Source organism: Streptomyces azureus, assembly GCF_001270025.1.
In the GTDB taxonomy this organism is placed as follows: Bacteria; Actinomycetota; Actinomycetes; order Streptomycetales; family Streptomycetaceae; genus Streptomyces; species Streptomyces azureus.
In genome coordinates this window covers 1-20587 of the sequence record NZ_DF968215.1, presented here as the reverse complement: position 1 = coordinate 20587, position 20587 = coordinate 1, and the positions used below count along the sequence as shown (strand labels likewise).

The following is a 20587-nucleotide window of genomic DNA, read 5'->3' as shown; positions in this document are numbered from 1 at the left end:
CCCCTGGCGAGCGACCCCCCCGCCCCCGCTCCACCACCACACCCGCACGGCCCTCCTCCGAGCGGGCATCCCCCTGGTGGCCCTGGCAGCGGTCGCAGACCACCTCATCGCCCCACTGGCCCGCCGCACCCGCTTCGCGAACACGTACCGCCTGATCGCCCGCAAACCCGCCCTGGCCGCGGGCTGAGCTGCGGGCATTCGTGCCGGCTGAGGGCGGCACGGGTGGGCGCGGCGGCACCTCGTCGTGCCGAGCCGCGCACCACCCGGCCCCAGCCCAGACGCCGGGCACGGTTCACCCCCGCAGCACCACCGCCTGCCCCGCCACCACCAACAGCACATGCTCACACTCGTCCGCGAACCCCGCGTTCAACCGCCCGAGTTCATCCCGGTACCGCCGCCCCGACGCGGTCGACGGCACGATCCCCGACCCCACCTCGTTCGACACGGCGACAACGGTCCGCCGAGTAGAACGCACCGCCTCCGTCAACTCCCGCACCCGCTCCCGCAACGCCTTCTCCCCCCGCTCCGCCCACACCGCGTCGTCCCACGCCCCCGCGGCATCCATCGCATCCGTCAGCCACAACGACAGACAGTCGATGAGCAACGGCGGCCCCTCCTCCTTCAGCAACGGCACCAGATCGCACGTCTCGACCGTCCGCCACGACCCCGGCCGCCGCTCCCGGTGCGCGGCAACCCGCGCCGACCACTCGGTGTCCCCGTTGCGCGACCCGCCCGTCGCCACGTACAGCACGTCCGGAAAGGCCTCCAGCCTCCGCTCGGCCTCCACCGACTTGCCCGACCGGGCCCCGCCCAGCACCAGCGTCCGCCGCGGCACGTCCGGCACGTCCTCGTACGCCCCCACCGCCAGCGTCGTCCCGTCCGGCACGGCCCGCGCCCCGGCCGCCGCGAGCCGCCGCCCGAGCTCCGGCCCGGGCGGCACGTCGTGGTCCAGATGGACGGCGATCACATCGGTCGTCGGCCCCACCGAACCCACCGCCCGCAGCTTCGCCAGCGCGTCCGGCCGCCCTACGACGTCCGTCAGCACCATGTCGTACGACTCGGCCGGCTCCTCGAGCCCCGCCGGCGCCCCGCCCGGCGGCAGGTAGAGCAGCCGCTGCCCGTCCGGCCCGGTCACCGCGTACCCCGTGCCCGGCGCGTCCATCGCCACCGCCCGCACCCGGTGCCCCGTCAGCAGCGTCAACTCCCGTCCGTCCGGCACCCGTCCGGGTTGCGGCAGCCCGGCCGGCACCTCGACCGCAGGCCCGTCGTGCGGATGCGACAGCAGCACCTGCCGTACGCCGGTCAGGGAACGGCCCGCCCGCGCCGCCGCGAACGCGGCTCCGGGCGTCAGGTCGAGCAGCAGCGCCCCGTCCAGGAGCAGCGCTGTGGCCGCCCGCGCGTCAGGGCCGAGGGCGGCCGCACAGGCCGCGCAGGGACAGTCGGGGCGGGGGAGTCCCGCGGGGGCGCCGGTGCCGAGGAGAGTGAGTTCCACGCACCGATTTTCGCGTGCTCGCGCGGCTCCTGCGCGCCTGGAGCCCGTACGGAGCGCCGTATGGAGCCCCTGGAGGGGGTCCGTACGAGTTCGTACGTGAGAACCCGCGCGAAAGTGGTCACCCGCAGTCCTCTGACGGCACACTCCGCGGAGCGCATAGGCTCTGGTCAGGAGCCGGACCAAGATCCGGCTTTCGCTGTGCAGTGTGCTCACACACATGGGAGGCGTACATGGCGGCATGGACGTGGCGGTTCGAGAAGACCGACGGGACGGAGGTCCAGCCCGCGGTGCCGCCGGAGGAGTTCCCCACCCAGGGGGACGCCGAGTCCTGGATCGGGGAGCACTGGAAGGCCCTGCTGGAAGGCGGTGCCGACCAGGTGCGGCTGTTCGAGGACGCCACGGAGATCTACGGGCCGATGAGCCTGCACGCGACCGAGGCGTGAGCCCGGGGCGGGGGCCGGCGGACGGCCCTCGCCCACTCCGCCGGGGTGGCGGTCAGCCCCGTACGCCGCACAGGTGCAGCAGCGCCGCCACCCCGCGGTACGGATCCGTCCGCCCGGCCTTCTCCTCCACCGCGAGCAGCGTCTCCACGTCGGCCGGGACCTCGGCGCCGTCCGCCGCCGTGTCCGTGAACACGCGCACCCCGTACCAGGCGTGCAGCGGCGCCCCGATCCCGGCGAGCGTCGCCGTCAGGTCCTTCAGCCGGTCGGCCCGTACGTCCAGCCCCAGGCGGTTGCGGTAAGCGGTCGTGTCGAAAGCGGCCAGCGCGCCCGCCCAGTCGCCGGACAGCCCCGGCCGTATCGCGAGCGCGTCCCCGTTGCGCACGAGCAGGGACAGCAGCCCGCCCGGCGCGAGCATCCGGGCCAGGCCCGCCAGCAGCGGGTCGGGCTCCTCCACGTACATGAGGACGCCGTGGCACAGCACCACGTCGAAACTGCCCGGCAGGAAGTGCACGCCGGTGTCCCGGCCGTCGCCCTCGATGATCCGCATCCGCTCCCGGATGCCCTCCGGCTCCCCGGCGAGGGACTCCCGGGCCACGGCGATCATCCTCGCGTCCTGCTCCAGACCGGTCACCTGGTGCCCGGCCCGGGCCAGCCGCAGCGCCTGCGTGCCCTGGCCCATGCCCACGTCGAGCACCCGCAGCCGCTTCCCGACCGGGAAGCGCCCGACTATCTGCTCGTCCAGCTGCCGGGCCACCAGCTCCTGCCGGACGACATCGCGCAGCCCGCCCAGCTTGTCCAGCCAGGCATCCGCCGCGCCCCCGGAGAACGACGTCGCGGTCAGGGCCGCTCTCCGCGCTTGACCTGCGGCTTCGGCAACCGGAGCCGGCGCATCTGGAGAGAGCGCATCAGGGCGTAGGCGACCGCACCGCGCTTGTTCTCGTCCGCGAAGCGCTCGCTGAGCTGCTTCTTCAGGCGGAACGCCGTGACGAACGAGTCGAGCACGATCAGCACGATCACCACGAGCCACAGCAGCAGCGCGATGTTCTGCAGCGCCGCCACCCGCACCATGCTCAGCACGAGGATGACCACGGCCATCGGCAGGAAGAACTCCGCGATGTTGAACCGCGAGTCGACGAAGTCGCGCGCGAACCGGCGGACCGGTCCCTTGTCACGCGCGGGCAGGTAGCGCTCGTCGCCGCTCGCCAGCGCCTGGCGCTGGCGCTCCAGCGCGCTGCGGCGCTCCTCGCGCTGCCGCTTGGCGGCCTCCTTCCGCGTCATCGACGTGTTGGCGACGCTGCGGCGCTGGGACTGGGCCTCACTGCGCTTGGGCGTGGGCCTGCCCTTCGGGGCCTGCGGGTCGCGGGGCTGCTTGGAGAAGTTCACCGGCGCCTTGTCGGCTGCCTGGGCCTTCTCATCCTTCGCACGGCTACGGAACACAAAACCCAAGGGTAAGGGCTTCCCGGGCATGGACCCCAGTCCCGTGGGGAACGATCCGGCAACACCAGTCGTCTGTAAGGGGACAGAGGGGACGTTGTGTACGCACCCGGTCGTTCCCGGGATGTACGGCTTCGGTAACCGGGGGTATCCCCGGTGACCCCGGGGGCCACCTACTCCCTACGCCGGAGCGGGAGCGTGCTCAGTCGTCCTTGGGGATGAGCGCATCCGTCCCCGAACAGTGCGGTAATGGATGCAGGGCCCGTACTGTGGGTTCTGTCGCAGGAGCTGGAGCCGGAGTCGGTCAGAAGGGGGCGCGCGAAGCCCATGAGCGGTGTCATGAAGCGTATGGGGATGATCTTCCGCGCGAAGGCGAACAAGGCCCTTGACCGGGCCGAGGACCCGCGCGAGACCCTCGATTACTCGTACCAGAAGCAGCTGGAGCTGCTCCAGAAGGTCCGCCGCGGTGTCGCCGACGTGGCGACCTCGCGCAAGCGTCTGGAGCTCCAGCTGAACCAGTTGCAGTCCCAGTCCACCAAGCTGGAGGACCAGGGCCGCAAGGCGCTCGCGCTGGGCCGTGAGGACCTGGCCCGCGAAGCGCTGTCCCGCCGGGCCGCCCTCCAGCAGCAGGTGACCGACCTGGAGACCCAGCACGCGACGCTCCAGGGCGAGGAGGAGAAGCTCACCCTGGCGGCCCAGCGGCTCCAGGCCAAGGTCGACGCCTTCCGTACGAAGAAGGAGACGATCAAGGCGACGTACACGGCGGCCCAGGCGCAGACCCGCATCGGCGAGGCCTTCTCCGGCATCTCCGAGGAGATGGGCGACGTCGGCCTGGCGATCCAGCGCGCCGAGGACAAGACGGCCCAGCTCCAGGCCCGCGCCGGCGCCATCGACGAGCTTCTCGCCTCCGGTGCCCTGGAGGACCCCTCCGGCATGCACAAGGACGATCTCCAAGCCGAGCTGGACCGGCTCTCCGGTGGTACGGATGTAGAGCTGGAACTGCAGCGCATGAAGGCCGAGCTGGCCGGCGGCTCGAGCGGCGGGCAGCAGGCCCTCGAAGGCGGCACGAACCAGCAGCAGTCCCAGCAGCAGCCGCAGGACACCCCGCGCTTCGACAAGCAGTAGGGGCCCACGCCTAGGAGGGCGACATGATCGTACGGATCATGGGGGAGGGCCAGGTGAGGCTGGCCGACGGCCACCTCGCCGAACTGAACAAGCTGGACGACGAACTCCTGGCCGAAATGGAGAACGGCGACGGCCCCGGCTTCCGCCGCACCCTTCAGGCCCTGCTGAGCAGGGTCAGAGACCTGGGGGAACCCCTGCCCGACGACTCCCTGGAACCATCGGAACTGATCCTCCCGTCCCCGGACGCGACCCTGGAGGAAGTCAGGGAGCTGCTGAGCGACGACGGCCTGATTCCGGGCTGAATTGCGTAACCGCGGGCGTTCGTGCCGCCTGGGGCGATGGGGGTCCCCCTGCTCGAGCGAAGCCGAGAGCTTGGGGGAGGGCGGGCGCGGCGGCACCCCGCAGAGCAGGGTCGCGCAAGCGCCGTGCCTCTGTTCTGCCCCCGAGAACCTCTCGCCCGACCCCCATACCCCCGCGCACCCCGCCCAGCTACCGTAAACCCCCGTGAGCACCCTCCAGCGGGTCAAATGCCAGGCCAAGGCACACCCCCTGGCCATGGACGCGGTCCTGGCCGCAGGCGTCCTGGTCTGCATGGTCGCCGGGTCGTTCGTCGAGCCCCGCCACCGTGACAGCGTCAGCTGGGCCCTCCGCACCCCCGACCTCCTCAGCCTCGTCCTCATGGCCCTCGGCGCCGCCGCACTGGTCTTCCGTCGCCGCGCCGCGATGACGGTCCTCTGCCTCACCGGCACGGTCTCCGTCATCGAGTCCGTCACCGGCGACCCCCGCGCCCCCGTCGCCATGTCCGCGGTCATCGCCCTGTACACCGTCGCCTCCACCACCGACCGCCCCACCACCTGGCGCGTCGGCCTGCTCACCATGACCGTGCTGACCGGCTCCGCCATGGCCGCCGGCAGCCTGCCCTGGTACGCCCAGGAGAACCTAGCGATCTTCGCCTGGACCGGCATCGGCGCCACCGCCGGCGACGCGGTCCGCAGCCGCCGCGCCTTCGTCCAGGCCATACGCGAACGCGCCGAACGCGCCGAACGCACCCGCGAGGAGGAGGCCCGCCGCCGGGTCGCCGAGGAGCGCCTGCGTATCGCCCGCGACCTGCACGACGTCGTGGCCCACCACATCGCCCTGGTCAACGTCCAGGCCGGCGTCGCCGCGCACGTCATGGACAAGCGCCCCGACCAGGCCAAGGAGGCCCTCGCCCATGTCCGGGAGGCCAGCCGCTCCGCCCTCAACGAGCTCCGGGCCACCGTCGGACTGCTCAGACAGTCCGGCGATCCGGAGGCCCCCACCGAACCCGCCCCCGGCCTGGACCGCCTCGACGAACTCACGGGCACCTTCCGCAACGCCGGCCTGCACATCGAGGTCGCCCGTGCCGACCAGGGCACCCCCCTCCCCGCAGCCGTCGACCTGGCCGCCTACCGGATCATCCAGGAGGCCCTCACCAACGTGCAGAAGCACGCCGGGCCGCAGGCCAAGGCCGAGGTCAGCGTCGTACGGGTCGGACCCAACATCGAGATCACCGTCCTGGACGACGGCAGCGGCGAGGACGACGAACCGGGCAGCGGCGGCGGGCACGGGCTGCTCGGCATGCGGGAACGCGTCAGCGCCCTGCGCGGCACCCTCACCACCGGTCCCCGCTACGGCGGCGGTTTCCGTGTCCATGCGATCCTGCCGGTCAAGAGCCGCGCACCCGGGGAGGACCCCGCATGACGATCCGTGTCCTGCTCGCCGACGACCAGGCGCTGCTCCGCAGCGCCTTTCGTGTGCTCGTCGACTCCGAGCCCGACATGGAGGTGGTGGGCGAGGCCTCCGACGGCGCGGAGGCGGTACGGATGACGAAGGAGCAGCGCGCCGACGTCGTCCTCATGGACATCCGGATGCCCGGCACCGACGGTCTCGCGGCGACCCGCGTGATCAGCGCCGACCCCGACCTCGCCGACGTCCGCGTGGTCATCCTGACGACGTTCGAGGTCGACGACTACGTCGTGCAGTCGCTGCGCGCGGGCGCCTCCGGCTTCCTCGGCAAGGGCGCCGAGCCCGAGGAACTGCTGACCGCCATCCGGACCGCGGCCGGCGGTCAGGCCCTGCTGTCCCCGGCGGCCACCACCGGTCTGATCGCCCGTTTCCTCGCCCAGGAGGACCCTGACGCGGGCGACCGCGACCCGGCCCGCAGCGAGCGGCTCGACTCGCTCACCGGGCGGGAGCGCGAAGTGCTGGTCCAGGTCGCGGGCGGCCACTCCAACGACGAGATCGCCGCGCGGCTGGAGGTCAGCCCGCTGACGGTGAAGACGCACGTCAACCGGGCCATGGCCAAGCTGGGCGCCCGGGACCGGGCCCAGCTCGTGGTCATCGCGTACGAGTCCGGCCTGGTCCGTCCAAGGGTGGAGTGAGCTCGACCGGACGTACTGCGGCCGGAGTATGCGCCGTATAAGGAACGGGACTTGGGGCCTACGGAACGGGCCTCGCCGATGGCTCAGGGTGTAAGGGCGGGTGCTCATCTGCGCGCCCGCTGCCGCTTCTGCCGCTAAACAGAAGAGAGACCCTGACCCATGTCCTGGCTGTCGAGATTCAGCCTCGCGCAACGGGCCCTGATAGGGCTGATGTCGATCATCGCGCTCGTCTTCGGGGCGATCGCGATACCCCAGCTCAAGCAGCAGCTGCTGCCCACCATCGAACTGCCCATGGTGTCCGTGCTGGCGCCGTACCAGGGCGCGTCCCCGGACGTGGTCGAGAAGCAGGTCGTCGAGCCCATCGAGGACAGCCTCGAAGCCGTCGACGGCATCAGCGGCGTGACCTCCACCGCCACCGAGGGCAACGCCGTGATCATGGCGTCCTTCGACTACGGCAACGGCACCGAACAGCTCGTCGCCGATGTGCAGCAGGCCGTCAACCGGGCCCGCGTCCAGCTCCCGGACGACGTGGACCCGCAGGTCGTCGCCGGTTCCACGGACGACATCCCGACCGTCGTCCTCGCCGTCACCTCCGACCGGGACCAGCAGGCCCTGGCCGACCAGCTCGACAAGACCGTCGTGCCGGACCTGAAGAGCATCGACGGCGTCGGCCAGGTCACCGTCGACGGAGTGCGCGACCTCCAGGTCACCGTCACCCCCGACGACGCGAAGCTGGCGAAGGCGGGCCTCACCTCGCAGTCCCTCGCCCAGGCGCTCCAGGCGGGCGGCGCGACCGTCCCGGCCGGCTCCTTCGACGAGGGGGGCGCCAACCGCACCGTCCAGGTCGGCGGCGGCTTCACCTCGCTGAAGCAGATCCAGGGCCTGATGGTCACGGGCGAGCCCGGCAAGGGCAAGCCGGTGCGCCTCGGCGACGTCGCCACGGTGAAGCAGCAGGAGGCCCCGGCCGACTCCATCACCCGCACCGACGGCAAGCCCAGCCTCGCCGTCGCCGTGACCATGGACCGCGACGGCAGCGCGGTCGCGATCTCCGACGCCGTCCAGGACAAGCTCCCCGACCTCCGCAAGGACCTCGGCTCCGGCGCGGCCCTCACGGTCGTCAGCGACCAGGGCCCGGCCGTGTCCAAGTCCATCAAGGGCCTCACCACCGAGGGCGCGCTCGGTCTGCTCTTCGCCGTCCTGGTGATCCTGGTCTTCCTGGCCTCGATCCGCTCGACCCTCGTGACGGCGGTGTCCATCCCGCTGTCCGTGGTCCTCGCCCTGATCGTGCTGTGGACTCGCGACCTGTCGCTGAACGTCCTGACGCTGGGCGCGCTGACCATCGCCATCGGCCGGGTCGTCGACGACTCGATCGTGGTCCTGGAGAACATCAAGCGCCACCTCGGCTACGGCGAGGAGCGCAACTCGGCCATCCTCAACGCGGTCCGCGAGGTCGCGGGCGCGGTGACGTCCTCGACGCTCACCACGGTCGCCGTGTTCCTGCCGATCGGCCTGGTCGGCGGCATGGTGGGCGAGCTGTTCGGCTCGTTCAGCCTCACGGTCACGGCCGCGCTGCTGGCGTCCCTGCTCGTCTCCCTTACGGTCGTGCCGGTCCTGTCGTACTGGTTCCTGCGGCCCCCGAAGGGCACCCCCGAGGACGCGGACGAGGCCCGCAGGCTCGCCGAGGAGAAGGAGGCCAAGAGCCGCCTCCAGCGCATCTACGTCCCGGTCCTGCGCTTCGCGACCCGCCGCCGGCTCACCAGCGTGGCCATCGCGATCGTCGTCCTGGTCGGTACGTTCGGCATGGCGCCGCTGCTGAAGACGAACTTCTTCGACCAGGGCGAGGTCGAGGTCCTCACCGTCAAGCAGGAGCTGAAGCCCGGCACCAGCCTGGAGGCGACCAACGCCCAGGCCAGGAAGGTCGAGCAGCTCCTCTCCGGCACCGAGGGCGTGAAGGACTACCAGGTCACGGTCGGCTCGTCCGGCTTCATGGCGGCCTTCGGCGGCGGTACGGACACCAACCAGGCCTCGTACCAGGTGATGCTGGACGACTCGGCGTCGTACGAGGACGTCCAGGACAGCATCGAGAAGGGCCTCGCCGGGCTGAAGGGCATCGGCACGACCACCATCTCCGCCGGTGACGGCTTCGGCGCCCAGGACCTCAGCGTGGTGGTGAAGGCCGCCGACGCCGGCGTCCTGCGCACGGCGTCCGAACAGGTCCGCAAGACGGTCGCCTCGCTCGACGACGTCACGGACGTCACCAGCGACCTGTCGACCAGCGTGCCGCGCATCTCGGTGAAGGCCAACGACAAGGCCGCCGCGGCCGGTTTCAACGACCAGACCCTCGGCGCCGCCGTCGCCCAGGCGGTGCGTGGTACCCCGGCGGCCAAGGCGGTCCTGGACGACACCGAGCGCGACGTCGTCATCCGCTCGGCGAAGCCCGCCAAGACGCTGAAGCAGCTTCAGGACCTGCGCCTGGGCGGCGCGGTGAAGCTCGGCGACATCGCGACGGTCAAGCTGGTCGACGGCCCGGTGTCCATGACCCGCATCGACGGCCAGCGCGCGGCCACCATCACCGCGAAGCCGACCGGCGACAACACGGGCGCGGTGAGCACCAAGCTCCAGTCCGAGATCAACGCGCTGAAGCTCCCGGACGGCGCCACGGCGTCGATCGGCGGTGTCTCCGAGGACCAGGAGGAGGCGTTCGCCAACCTGGGTCTGGCGATGCTCGCGGCCATCGCGATCGTCTTCATGCTGCTGGTCGGCACCTTCCGGTCCCTGGTCCAGCCGCTGATCCTGCTCGTCTCCATCCCGTTCGCGGCCACCGGCGCGATCGGCCTCCTGGTGGCGACCGGCACCCCGATGGGCGTCCCCGCGATGATCGGCATGCTGATGCTGATCGGCATCGTGGTGACGAACGCGATCGTGCTGATCGACCTGATCAACCAGTACCGAAAGCAGGGCTACGGCGTCGTCGAGGCCGTGGTCGAGGGCGGTCGCCACCGTCTGCGGCCCATCCTCATGACCGCCCTGGCGACGATCTTCGCCCTGCTCCCGATGGCCCTCGGCATCACCGGCGAGGGCGGCTTCATCGCCCAGCCGCTGGCCGTGGTCGTGATCGGCGGCCTGGTGACGTCCACGCTGCTGACCCTCCTCCTGGTGCCGACGCTGTACGCGATGGTCGAACTCCGCAAGGAGCGCCGGGCGAAGAAGCGCGCGGCGAAGAAGGGCCTTCCGGCCCAGCGCACGGACGCGGCGGAGCCGGAGCGCGCGGGCGTGTGACGGCCTGATCCGGCGGCGGCCGGGCACCGGACCTCATGGTCGGTGCCCGGCCGCCCTCATGTCCCGTTACGTATCCTGTGGGCCTTGAACGGCTTTACGGGGGAAGGGGATTCGGGCGTGCCGCTGCACAGCGACGACCCGAGGTCGGTCGGCGGCTACAAGCTGCTCGACCGGCTCGGGGCCGGGGGCATGGGCGTCGTCTATCGGGGCAGGGCGCGTTCGGGTCGTGACGTGGCCATCAAGGTGGTGCATGCCCAGTACGCCGCGGACGCCGTCTTCCGCACCCGGTTCCGGCAGGAGATCGCGGCCGTCCGCAAGGTCAGCGGAGCCTTCACCGCACCGGTCCTGGACGCGGACCCCGAGGCGGCGCGGCCCTGGATGGCGACCCAGTACGTGCCCGGGCCCTCGCTCGCCCGGCGGATCCGCGACCGGGGAGCCCTCCCGGACGCCGAAGTACGCGAGCTGGCACTGGGCCTGGTCGAGGCACTGCGCGACATCCACCGGGCCGGTGTGGTGCACCGGGACCTGAAACCGGCCAACGTCCTGCTCGCCGAGGACGGGCCCCGGGTCATCGACTTCGGCATCTCCCGCGCGGCGGAGAACCACCAGACGCTGACCGAGACCGGCCAGATGATCGGCACACCGCCCTTCATGTCCCCGGAGCAGCTCGTCGACGCCCGTACGGTCGGCCCGGCGTCGGACGTCTTCTCGCTTGGGTCCCTGCTGGTGTACGCCGTGACCGGCCGCGGCCCCTTCGACGCGGACAGCCCGTACCTGACGGCCTACCGGGTGGTTCACGACGCACCCGTGCTGGAGGAGGTCGGGCAGCCGCTGCGCGGGCTCCTGGAGCGCTGCCTGAGCAAGGACCCCGCGGGCCGGCCCGGACTCGACGAACTGGCCAGGGAACTCGCGACTGCCCCGCCGGAGCCGGAGGCGGGCGACTCGTCCACCGTGATCCTGCGGCCGGAGGAGTCGGCATCCCGCACCGGGAGCGGGGCCGACCCGACGGACATCAAGGCCCGCGGACGCCCTTGGCCCTTGTCGGCGGCGATCGGCACGGTCGGTGCCATCGTGCTCGCACTGACGGCCTATTCGCTGATCGGCCCGGGACGGGCGGGCAACGGAAGCCCGGAGAGCTGGCGGCCCTGGCAGACCACTGTGTACGAGTCGGCCCCGCGCGGCGCGAAGCAGGCCCTGGACGTCATCGACGCCGATGCCCCCGGGCCGGGCTGCCAGGTGTACGAGGGCGCGGTCTACTGCGGCGGCGACCGGATTCTTCCCGTACGCCTGGACGGGCGCACCGGCAGGACCGTCTGGCGGGCCGCCGCACCCGCCGGGACCGGTGAGGGGACGTACTCCTCCACCGTCCTCGGGGTCCGCGACGACACCGTGCTGGTGCTGCAGGTAGGCCCGCGGGGCTCGTTCGACGACGACCTGACCAGTGTCGTCGCGCTCGACGCCAGGACGGGCGATCGCTTGTGGTCGCGTACGGTCAACGACGTGCACGCCGCCCCGGTCGTCGTCGGCGGCCTTGTGGTGCTGCCGGACGGCGGCAGCGGCCGCTCACTGACCGCGCACTCGCCGCGCACCGGCACGGAACGCTGGACGGCCCCACTCCCGGCGGGCCACTCCTGCCTGCTCACCCCGGCCGGCGGGGGTCTGTACCTGGAGTGCGTCTCGCAGTCGCAGGGGGACCGCCAGGACTCCCTCGTCGTCGCGCTGGACCTCGCCGACGGCTCGACGCGGCGGCTCACGACACCGGCGGACGACACCGACCTGCTCGGGGCCTACGACGGACACCTGGTCTTCCTGAAGCGGAGCCGGACGGTGGGGCCGGGCGGTGACACCGCCTACGACGACATCGTGCTGATGGACAAGGGGTCCCTCACCATGACGAAGCTGGCGGAGAAGTTGCACGGAAACGCGACCCTGGCCGGCAGCACCGTGTGGTTCACCTCGTCGGGCGGCGAGGTGACCGCCGTGTCGCCCTGGACGGGCAGTGTGCTGTGGCAGACCCGGAGCGGCGTGGCGCAGCCGGGTGCGGCGGTATACGACGCGCGTACGCGCGTCGTATACGTGGCAGGCCCCGACGGCCGGATAGCGGCCTTCGACGCACGCGAGGGCACACCGCTGTGGCAGACACCGCCGCGTATCGAATTGGAGCTGTCCCCTGGCGACATCGGCCCCGAAGCGCTGGTCAACGGGCGGACGCTGGTCGTGGCCACACCGGGCGGCGGCGTCTTCAGTCTCGACCCCGCCGACCCCGAGCGGAAACCGCACTCGGGGTGACGATGGGCCGGGCGAGGGTTACGGCAGCGCCAGCATCCGCTCCAAGGCCAGCTTCGCGAACGCCTCCGTCTCCTTGTCCACCTCGATGCGGTTGACCAGGTTGCCCTCGGCCAGCGACTCCAGGGCCCAGACCAGGTGGGGGAGGTCGATGCGGTTCATGGTCGAGCAGAAGCAGACCGTCTTGTCGAGGAAGACGATCTCCTTGCCCTCGGGCGCGAAACGGTTCGCCAGGCGGCGGACCAGGTTCAGCTCCGTGCCGATGGCCCACTTGGAGCCGGCCGGCGCGGCCTCCAGGGCCTTGATGATGTACTCCGTCGAGCCGACGTAGTCCGCCGCGGCCACGACCTCGTGCTTGCACTCGGGGTGGACCAGGACGTTCACGCCCGGGATGCGCTCGCGCACGTCGTTCACCGAGTCCAGGCTGAAGCGGCCGTGCACCGAGCAGTGGCCGCGCCACAGGATCATCTTCGCGGCGCGCAACTCGTCTGCCGTCAGCCCGCCGTTCGGCTTGTGCGGGTTGTAGACGACGCAGTCGTCGAGGGACATGCCCATGTCCCGCACTGCCGTGTTCCGCCCGAGGTGCTGGTCCGGCAGGAAGAGCACCTTCTCGCCCTGCTCGAAGGCCCAGTCCAGGGCGCGCTTGGCGTTCGAGGAGGTGCAGATCGTGCCGCCGTGCTTGCCCGTGAACGCCTTGATGTCGGCGGACGAGTTCATGTACGAGACGGGCACGACCTGCTCGGCTATCCCGGCCTCGGTCAGCACGTCCCAGCACTCGGCGACCTGCTCGGCCGTCGCCATGTCGGCCATCGAGCAGCCGGCGGCGAGGTCGGGCAGGACGACCTTCTGGTCGTCGGACGTCAGGATGTCCGCGGACTCCGCCATGAAGTGCACACCGCAGAAGACGATGTACTCGGCCTCCGGACGCGCCGCCGCGTCCCGGGCGAGCTTGAAGGAGTCCCCCGTGACGTCGGCGAACTGGATGACCTCGTCGCGCTGGTAGTGGTGGCCGAGCACGAAGACCTTGTCCCCGAGCTTCTCCTTCGCCTTGCGGGCGCGCTCCACCAGGTCCGGGTCGGACGGCGAGGGCAGGTCGCCGGGACACTCCACACCGCGCTCGCTCCTGGGGTCGGCCTCACGGCCGAGGAGCAGCAGGGCGAGGGGCGTCGGCTGTACGTCGAGCTCCTGGGTCTGGGCGGTGGTCACGACACGCACCCTTTCTGTTTCCGGCGACTTTTCGTCGAATTGACGCTATCTATCATAACCGGTTCACGTCACTTTGACGATGCCCATAGCGTCTGTGTGACGTGAATCCCGGAGAGCCGCCGTTCATTCCCGGGAAAGCCCGGAAAGAGCCGTTTTCCGGTTCCCGGCGGGTGTGCGAGCATGAAGAGGAGCCGAGATCGAGCGCCCGGCCCGGAATGAATCCGCGGCCCCGCCGGTTGGAACCGTCGGCAAGCAGTCTCCGTACAACCCGGGAGAGATGTAGATGTCCGTATCGGACGAGACCAGCACCGTCACCGACGGCATCATCCTGACCGACGCCGCCGCGTCCAAGGTCAAGGCACTGCTCGACCAGGAAGGCCGCGACGACCTCGCGCTGCGCGTCGCCGTCCAGCCCGGCGGCTGCTCCGGCCTGCGCTACCAGCTCTTCTTCGACGAGCGTTCCCTCGACGGTGACGTGGAGAAGGACTTCGGCGGTGTGAAGGTCGTCACCGACCGCATGAGCGCCCCGTACCTGGGCGGCGCCACGATCGACTTCGTGGACACGATCGAGAAGCAGGGTTTCACGATCGACAACCCGAACGCGACGGGCTCCTGCGCCTGCGGCGACTCCTTCAGCTGAGCCTGCCGAGCCGCTTCCCGCGGCCGCGGACATGACGAAGGCGGCGGCCCCCTCCGACCGGGCCGCCGCCTTCGCGCTGCCCTACCGCTCCCGCGTCGGGGGAGCCGGCAGCCGCGCGCCCTCCTTGGCCAGCGGGACCGCCTTGCCGTTCGAGCCCACGACCTCGCGGTCGCCGAGCGGCTCGTCCAGCTGCACGGTCTGCTGGAACTGCTTCGCGATCAGGATGCAGACCTTGTCCGGCCACGGGGTCGAGGTCACTGTGACCTTCACCTCGCCCCCGCTCTCGCTCGCCTTGACGTCGTAGTCGGAGCACACCCCGCCCCCGAAGGTCACGGTCAGCTCCGAGCCCTCGGCCCGGTAGCCGTCCACCTTGACGTCACGCGGCTCGGGAGCCGACGTCGGCTTGTCACTCGGCTCGTTCGGCGTGGGAGAGGCCAGGTACTTCGGGTCGACCGCCGGGTACGTCACCGTGAACGGGTCCTTCGCGCCCGGCGCCGTCACCTCGAACAGCCAGGACGGCACCAGCGCCTGCCGCCCGTCCACGAAGTGTGAGGCCAGCCCGAACACCGCGCCCTGCACCGTCACGGCGTCCTTCTCGGGAGCGCCGCTCGCCGGCGACTCGCAGGGCTGCTCCAGCCGGTCCTTCAGCGGCACGGGGCGCGCGCAGCCGCCTATGCCCATGCGGTGGTCGCCCGTCGGCCGCTCCTCCATCAGCTCCAGCGCCTTCTTCGCGCCGACCACGGGGTACGTGTCCCCCTTCACCGGCGTCTTCAGCTGACCGCTGCCGCCGACGACCTCGCCGTCGGAGCCGACCGTGACCCCGGTCGTCCAGCCGTGCGTGGGCAGTCCGCCGACCTCGGGAGCGGCGTTCACCACCCGCTGGGCGCCCATGACCTGGCTGGCGTCCAGCTTCGCGTCGTCCTGACCCACCGCCTTCAGCACGGGCGCCGCGGCCTTCTCGGCCTCCGCCTCGCTCACCGGGCTGCCGCCGGACTGCTCAGCGGAGCAGGCGTCGGTGCCCTTGCAGTTGTCGGTGCCCGGGGCGTACCGGCTGAAGGTCCAGGCTCCCGGTGCCTGCCTGTTCACCTGGAGGCTCGGTCCGGAACCGTCCTGACCTGCCCCGACCTTCCAGGCCTCGCCCTGGGCCACCGGTGACCCCTCGACGCCGAGGGCCTTCGCCAGCCGGGCCACGTCCTCCTTGGTGACCGTGCCCTGCGCCCGGTACACCGGGGCTTCGCCGGGACCGTCCGGAAGCGGGCCGTCGACCCGGTAGGTGGCGCCGTAGGGGTTGGGCTCGCCGGGTGCGACGCCGTTGCCACCGCCCGAGGTCGATTCCGAGTACCCGTCGAGCGCGAGCGGCGGGGGAGTGTCGTCCCCACCGGGCGCGCCGGACGTCGCACCACCCTCGGATCCGCCGGAGGCGCTGGCTGCCAGCCAGGCCCCACCACCGCCGATCAGCAGCACGGCGGCGGCCACGGAGGCGATGATCGCGGGCGTCCGCGACCGCCCACTGCCCGGACGGACCGGGTGCTCTTCCTCGCGGGGGAGGTCGCCGCGGGGTGCGGGGGGCGTTTCCGCGTCTGCTTCCGGGTCCGAGCCGGAGCCGGCTTCCTGGACGCCGGCACCATCGGTATCGGCTTCCTCGGCTTCGGGTTCCGATGTGCTGGACTCCTCGACCGGCGGGACCGCGTCGTCCTCCCCGGCCTCGGCCGCCTCGGCGCCACCGGCCTCGGTCGCCTCGGCGTCGTCCGTGGCCTCCGCCTTCGCCTCAGAAGCCTGAGCGTCATCACCCGGCGTCTCGGAAGCCCCTGTGGCCTCGGCGGCCTCAGGGGTGTCCGCCGAACCCCGCTCCTCGACCTCCGGGGTGTCGGCGGATCCGGCGCCGCCCGCTTCCCTGGCGTCGTCGTCGTTGTCGGGTCGCTCGGTGTTCACCGCATCGCTCCTTCGGCTGCACAGCTGTCCCACGGGACCCGGCCCGGTCCGAAACGGGCCACTGTCGGGTCGTATCCCGCATCCCCTTTACGGGGGACAGCGATGGGACGCAGCGGGGGAGCGCACGGTTCCCGGTAAAGCTCCCCTCAGTCCCCGTAGTCCGACATCGCGTCGAGCATCCGCGCCGACGCCGGGGGTACGGTCACACCGTGGATCAAGGCCGGGGACACCGGGCGGGAGGCGACCCGGTCGGGCACCGCCCAGTGGGGAGCCATCCGGGCCCCGTCACCCGGCAGCGACGCCAGGTCGCCTTCGAGATCGACCGGAACGGGCACCTGGAGCTTGAGGTTCGTCATATCCGCACCGTATGCACGTCGGACCTCACGGAGAAAGATCTACTATCGGGTAGTTTCGATGCCTTCAGAGCGGCGCCGCCCACCCGATAGCGTGAAGTGTCAAGGTCCGCCCTCCCTCAGGAGAGTCCACGCCGTGCGCATCGCAGTCACCGGCTCCATCGCCACCGACCACCTCATGACCTTCCCCGGCCGCTTCGCCGACCAGCTCGTAGCGGACCAACTGCACACGGTCTCGCTGTCGTTCCTGGTCGACAAGCTCGACGTCCGCCGCGGCGGCGTGGCCGCGAACATCGCGTTCGGTATGGGACAGCTCGGCACCCGCCCGATCCTGGTCGGCGCCGCGGGCGCGGACTTCGACGAGTACCGGGCCTGGCTCGACCGGCACGGCGTCGACACCGACTCCGTCCGCATCTCCGACACGCTGCACACCGCCCGCTTCGTGTGCACGACCGACGCCGATCACAACCAGATCGGCTCCTTCTACACCGGCGCCATGAGCGAGGCTCGCCTCATCGAGCTGAAGACCGTCGCCGACCGCGTCGGCGGTCTCGACCTGGTCTCCATCGGCGCGGACGACCCGGAGGCCATGCTCCGGCACACCGAGGAGTGCCGCTCCCGGTCCATCCCGTTCGCCGCCGACTTCTCCCAGCAGATCGCCCGTATGGACGGCGAGGAGATCCGCATCCTGGTGGACGGGGCGACGTACCTCTTCTCCAACGAGTACGAGAAGGGCCTCATCGAGTCCAAGACCGGCTGGACCGACGCGGAGATCCTGTCCAGGGTGGGCCACCGGGTGACCACCCTCGGCGCGCAGGGTGTCCGGATCGAGCGGACCGGCGAGGACCCGATCGAGGTCGGTACCCCGGAGGAGGAGCGCAAGGCCGACCCGACCGGCGTCGGCGACGCCTTCCGTGCGGGGTTCCTCTCGGGCCTCGCGTGGGGCGTCTCCCTGGAGCGTGCCGCCCAGGTCGGCTGCATGCTGGCGACTCTCGTCATCGAGACGGTGGGGACGCAGGAGTACCAGCTGCGGCGCGGGCACTTCATGGAGCGGTTCACCAAGGCGTACGGGGACGAGGCTGCGCAGGAGGTTCAGGCGCATCTGGCCTGATCAGCAGTTTTCGGCTGCGAGTGCGTGGGGGGCTGTTCGCGCAGTTCCCCGCGCCCCTGGGCTACTCAGCCCACCCGGCGGATCAAGTAGGCCGTTCCCTTGTCCGCCGGCTCCTCGCCGACGTACTCCTGCCCCCTCATCTCGCACCACGCCGGAATGTCCAGCCGGGCCGCCTCGTCGTCGGCGAGGACCCGTACCAGCCCGCCCACGGGCACATCGCCGATGACCTTCGCCAGCTCGATCACCGGAATCGGACAGCGCTTGCCGAGAGAGTCGACGACCAGGACGTCCTGCTCGTGGGCGACCTCGGTGGCGACCGGCGCCCCCAGCTTCTCCCGCACCGCCGCCACGGCCCCGGGGAGGACGGTCAGGAACCGCTCGACATCCTCCTCGGCGGCCCCCGGCGGCAGCGACACCCGCACGTTCCCCTCACTCAGCACGCCCATCGCCCGGAGCACATGGCTCGGCGTCAGCGTGCTGCTGGTGCAGGACGAGCCGGACGAGACCGAGAAACCCTCCCGGTCCAGCTCGTGGAGGAGAACCTCCCCGTCGGCATAGAGACACGAGAACGTGACGACCCCGGGCAGCCTGCGCACCGGATCGCCGACTACCTCGACGTCCGGCACCGCCCGCGGCACCCGTACCCGGATCCGCTCCGTCAGCTCGCGCAGCCGCAGGGCCTCCTCGGCCGCCTCGGCCCGTACGGCCCGCAGTGACGCGGCCGCCGCCACGATCGCCGGGATGTTCTCGAAACCGGCCGCCCGCCCCGACTCCCGCTCGTCCACCGGCCCTTGCGGTGCGAACCGAACACCCTTGCGGACGACGAGCAGGCCGACCCCGGCCGGGCCACCCCACTTGTGCGCGCTGGCCGCGAGCAGGGACCAGTCGCCCTCCACCGGCCCCCACCCCAGCGACTGCGCCGCGTCCACCAGCAGGGGCACCCCCGCCGCCCGGCACACCTCGGCCGCCTCGGTCACGGGCTGCTCGGTCCCCACCTCGTGGTTGGCCGACTGGAGACAGGCCAGTGCCGTGTCCGCGCGCAGGGCATCGCCGTACGCCGCCGGATCCACCGCCCCGCCCCGGTCGACCGGCACCTGCGTGACCGTCCCGCCGGCCGCCTCGTGCACCTCGGCCGAGTGCAGTACGGAGGAGTGTTCGACCGCCGACACGATCAGGTGACGCCCGACCCGCCGCCGCCCGGCCAACGCCCCCGCGATCCCCGAATGAACGGCCCGGGTCCCCGACGAGGTGAAGACCAGCTCGTCCGCCCGGCACCCCACCGCCTCGGCAGCAGCCTCCCGCGCCGCGTCCAGCACCATCCGGGCCCGCCGCCCTTCCCGATACAACCGGGCAGGATCGGCCCACCCCTCGTCGAGCGAGGCCAACAGCGCCTGACGAGCAACGGGATGCAAAGGAGCGGAGGAAGCAGCATCGAAGTAGGCCACACAGCAACGCTAACGCCCCAAGGAGTGCGGGGAACTGCGCGAATGGCCCCCAACCACCCGCACTCGCCCCACAAGCCGCACTCCCAACCCATGAGAGCGCCCACCCCACCCCTTCGGGGTGACCGACGGCGCGCGAACGCCCCCCTCCCCGCGAACCCCCGGAGGGCGTCGGCTAGGGTTTGGTCCGCATAAACATCCAAACCCCTGCCCGACGCAGGGCGGCGACCGACCAGCGAGAAGGCCAGGCCGCAGCCGATCCGCGCGGGCGAGACTCTCGGGAAGGCGCTACGTGAGTCCCAACGGCTCCGACCGCTCGCCGCGGCGCCCGATGCGGCGGAAGCTGCTGCAGGCACTGACCGCGGGCCTGGTCTTGGCGACAGCCACCGGTTGCTCGTACAACTGGGAAGACTTCCCCCGCCTTGGTATGCCCACCCCGACCACGGAAGAGGCTCCGCGGATCCTCTCCCTGTGGCAGGGGTCCTGGGCGGCTGCGCTCGCCGTTGGCGTGCTGGTGTGGGGTCTGATCCTGTGGAGTGCTTTCTTCCACCGGCGCAGCCGCACCAAGGTCGAGGTTCCTCCACAGACCCGGTACAACATGCCCATCGAGGCGCTGTACACGGTCGTCCCGCTCGTCATCGTCTCGGTGCTGTTCTACTTCACCGCCCGTGACGAGTCCGAGCTGCTCAGCCTCAAGAAGAAGCCCGACGTCACGGTGAACGTGGTCGGCTTCCAGTGGAGCTGGTGCTTCAACTACGTCGAGCCGGTCGCCGGTTCCACCGGTGACGCCAAGAAGTCCCCGGAGCTGGACGCGATCCCCCAGCGGTACAAGGACGCCTTCCCGGCCAACGCCGGCGGCGTCTACGACTGCGGTACCCCCGGTACGCGGAACCCGCAGACCAACAACCCGGGTCCGACGCTCTGGCTGCCCAAGGGCAAGACGGTCCGCTTCGTCCTCACCTCGCGTGACGTCATCCACTCCTTCTGGGTGGTGCCGTTCCTGATGAAGCAGGACGTCATCCCGGGCCACACCAACGCCTTCGAGGTGACCCCCAACAAGGAGGGCACCTTCCTGGGCAAGTGCGCCGAGCTCTGCGGCGTCGACCACTCTCGGATGCTGTTCAACGTGAAGGTCGTCTCCCCCGAGCGCTACGAGCAGCACCTCAAGGACCTCGTGGACAAGCAGCAGACCGGTTACGTTCCCGCCGGCATCGCGCAGACGAGCCACGAGAAGAACCGGGAGACGAACAACCTGTGAGCATCCTCAACGAACCCCAGGGTGCCGCGGCAGCAGGGTCCCACTACGAGGACGAGCTGCCGGTCAGGCGCCAGAACCGCGGCAGCGTGGTCATCAAGTGGCTGACGACGACGGACCACAAGACGATCGGCACGCTGTACCTGGTGACGTCGTTCGCGTTCTTCGTCATCGGTGGCGTGATGGC

General features: G+C 71.2%; 17 protein-coding genes and 2 pseudogenes. 12 read left to right on the top strand and 7 right to left on the bottom strand.

All coding sequences use genetic code 11. From position 1 onward, the window contains the following. A pseudogene (locus AOQ53_RS05520) lies at positions 1–187 on the top strand (class I SAM-dependent methyltransferase); the annotation flags it as partial. A 105-nt stretch (positions 188–292) separates the two neighbouring features. On the opposite strand, the gene AOQ53_RS05515 reads toward AOQ53_RS05520, so the two are convergent. Further along, positions 293–1492 carry a bifunctional adenosylcobinamide kinase/adenosylcobinamide-phosphate guanylyltransferase gene (locus tag AOQ53_RS05515; RefSeq protein WP_059415449.1) on the bottom strand — a complete coding sequence of 400 codons (1200 nt, stop codon included), beginning with the start codon at positions 1490–1492 and terminating at the stop codon, positions 293–295. A gap of 230 nt (positions 1493–1722) precedes the next feature. Here AOQ53_RS05515 and AOQ53_RS05510 point away from each other — a divergent pair, with 230 nt between their 5' ends. Then, positions 1723–1935 (top strand): hypothetical protein, encoded by a 213-nt coding sequence (locus AOQ53_RS05510; RefSeq protein ID WP_059415447.1) that lies wholly within the window; start codon positions 1723–1725, stop codon positions 1933–1935. A gap of 52 nt (positions 1936–1987) precedes the next feature. Here the strand turns inward: AOQ53_RS05510 and AOQ53_RS05505 are convergent, their stop codons facing one another. Together AOQ53_RS05505 and AOQ53_RS05500 are read right to left on the bottom strand one after the other, a co-directional pair. After that, the gene (locus AOQ53_RS05505) at positions 1988–2689 is read right to left on the bottom strand and encodes a class I SAM-dependent methyltransferase (RefSeq protein WP_059415446.1); all 702 of its coding nucleotides are present in this window, start codon (positions 2687–2689) and stop codon (positions 1988–1990) included. 83 nt (positions 2690–2772) lie between these two features. Then, entirely contained in the window at positions 2773–3372 is a 600-nt protein-coding gene (locus AOQ53_RS05500; RefSeq protein ID WP_059415445.1) for a DUF3043 domain-containing protein, read from the bottom strand. A 336-nt stretch (positions 3373–3708) separates the two neighbouring features. On the opposite strand from AOQ53_RS05500, the gene AOQ53_RS05495 reads away from it, so the two are divergent. The 6 genes from AOQ53_RS05495 (at position 3709) to AOQ53_RS05470 (ending at position 12464) form a co-directional block, all read left to right on the top strand. Further along, positions 3709–4494 (top strand): PspA/IM30 family protein, encoded by a 786-nt coding sequence (locus AOQ53_RS05495; RefSeq protein ID WP_078945169.1) that lies wholly within the window; start codon positions 3709–3711, stop codon positions 4492–4494. A gap of 23 nt (positions 4495–4517) precedes the next feature. After that, a complete protein-coding gene (pspAA, locus tag AOQ53_RS05490) occupies positions 4518–4796 on the top strand; it encodes a PspA-associated protein PspAA (RefSeq protein WP_059415444.1) in 279 nt (92 codons plus the stop codon). 202 nt (positions 4797–4998) lie between these two features. Beyond that, on the top strand, positions 4999–6216 hold the full coding sequence (locus AOQ53_RS05485; RefSeq protein ID WP_059415443.1) for a sensor histidine kinase: 1218 nt from the start codon (positions 4999–5001) through the stop codon (positions 6214–6216). Continuing rightward, the gene (locus AOQ53_RS05480) at positions 6213–6896 is read left to right on the top strand and encodes a response regulator (RefSeq protein ID WP_059415442.1); all 684 of its coding nucleotides are present in this window, start codon (positions 6213–6215) and stop codon (positions 6894–6896) included. Before AOQ53_RS05485 ends, AOQ53_RS05480 begins: the two co-directional genes overlap by 4 nt. Before the next feature lie 159 nt (positions 6897–7055). Then, a complete protein-coding gene (locus tag AOQ53_RS05475; protein ID WP_059415440.1) occupies positions 7056–10175 on the top strand; it encodes an efflux RND transporter permease subunit in 3120 nt (1039 codons plus the stop codon). Positions 10176–10292: 117 nt separating this feature from the next. Then, positions 10293–12464 carry a protein kinase domain-containing protein gene (locus tag AOQ53_RS05470; protein ID WP_059415439.1) on the top strand — a complete coding sequence of 724 codons (2172 nt, stop codon included), beginning with the start codon at positions 10293–10295 and terminating at the stop codon, positions 12462–12464. An 18-nt stretch (positions 12465–12482) separates the two neighbouring features. Here the strand turns inward: AOQ53_RS05470 and nadA are convergent, their stop codons facing one another. Continuing rightward, complete coding sequence (gene nadA, locus AOQ53_RS05465; protein ID WP_059415450.1) at positions 12483–13667, bottom strand: quinolinate synthase NadA; 1185 nt, start codon at positions 13665–13667, stop codon at positions 12483–12485. Positions 13668–13950: 283 nt separating this feature from the next. Here nadA and AOQ53_RS05460 point away from each other — a divergent pair, with 283 nt between their 5' ends. Beyond that, positions 13951–14307: a HesB/IscA family protein gene (locus tag AOQ53_RS05460; protein WP_010037217.1), complete on the top strand. Its 357-nt coding sequence runs from the start codon at positions 13951–13953 to the stop codon at positions 14305–14307. Positions 14308–14388: 81 nt separating this feature from the next. Here AOQ53_RS05460 and AOQ53_RS05455 read toward each other — a convergent pair whose 3' ends face one another. Together AOQ53_RS05455 and AOQ53_RS05450 are read right to left on the bottom strand one after the other, a co-directional pair. Further along, positions 14389–16239, bottom strand: a complete 1851-nt coding sequence (locus AOQ53_RS05455; protein WP_059415438.1) for a hypothetical protein — start codon at positions 16237–16239, stop codon at positions 14389–14391. Positions 16240–16385: 146 nt separating this feature from the next. Then, entirely contained in the window at positions 16386–16595 is a 210-nt protein-coding gene (locus AOQ53_RS05450) for a hypothetical protein (protein ID WP_059415437.1), read from the bottom strand. A 133-nt stretch (positions 16596–16728) separates the two neighbouring features. Here AOQ53_RS05450 and AOQ53_RS05445 point away from each other — a divergent pair, with 133 nt between their 5' ends. Then, positions 16729–17703 carry a carbohydrate kinase family protein gene (locus tag AOQ53_RS05445; protein WP_059415436.1) on the top strand — a complete coding sequence of 325 codons (975 nt, stop codon included), beginning with the start codon at positions 16729–16731 and terminating at the stop codon, positions 17701–17703. 65 nt (positions 17704–17768) lie between these two features. Here the strand turns inward: AOQ53_RS05445 and AOQ53_RS05440 are convergent, their stop codons facing one another. After that, positions 17769–19148, bottom strand: a complete 1380-nt coding sequence (locus AOQ53_RS05440; protein WP_078945167.1) for a cysteine desulfurase/sulfurtransferase TusA family protein — start codon at positions 19146–19148, stop codon at positions 17769–17771. Between the two features lie 289 nt (positions 19149–19437). Here AOQ53_RS05440 and ctaC point away from each other — a divergent pair, with 289 nt between their 5' ends. Both ctaC and AOQ53_RS05430 read left to right on the top strand, forming a co-directional pair. Continuing rightward, positions 19438–20403 carry an aa3-type cytochrome oxidase subunit II gene (gene ctaC / locus AOQ53_RS05435; protein WP_059415432.1) on the top strand — a complete coding sequence of 322 codons (966 nt, stop codon included), beginning with the start codon at positions 19438–19440 and terminating at the stop codon, positions 20401–20403. After that, positions 20400–20587 (top strand): annotated as a pseudogene (locus AOQ53_RS05430) (cytochrome ubiquinol oxidase subunit I); the annotation flags it as partial. The gene ctaC and the pseudogene AOQ53_RS05430, both read left to right, overlap by 4 nt.

Coding starts and splice junctions, on each gene's coding strand:
- AOQ53_RS05460 (WP_010037217.1), top strand. CDS start 13,951: ATGTCCGTATCGGACGAGACCAGCACCGTCACCGACGGCATCATCCTG.
- AOQ53_RS05475 (WP_059415440.1), top strand. CDS start 7,056: ATGTCCTGGCTGTCGAGATTCAGCCTCGCGCAACGGGCCCTGATAGGG.
- AOQ53_RS05495 (WP_078945169.1), top strand. CDS start 3,709: ATGAAGCGTATGGGGATGATCTTCCGCGCGAAGGCGAACAAGGCCCTT.
- AOQ53_RS05480 (WP_059415442.1), top strand. CDS start 6,213: ATGACGATCCGTGTCCTGCTCGCCGACGACCAGGCGCTGCTCCGCAGC.
- AOQ53_RS05510 (WP_059415447.1), top strand. CDS start 1,723: ATGGCGGCATGGACGTGGCGGTTCGAGAAGACCGACGGGACGGAGGTC.
- pspAA (WP_059415444.1), top strand. CDS start 4,518: ATGATCGTACGGATCATGGGGGAGGGCCAGGTGAGGCTGGCCGACGGC.
- AOQ53_RS05450 (WP_059415437.1), bottom strand. CDS start 16,595: ATGACGAACCTCAAGCTCCAGGTGCCCGTTCCGGTCGATCTCGAAGGC.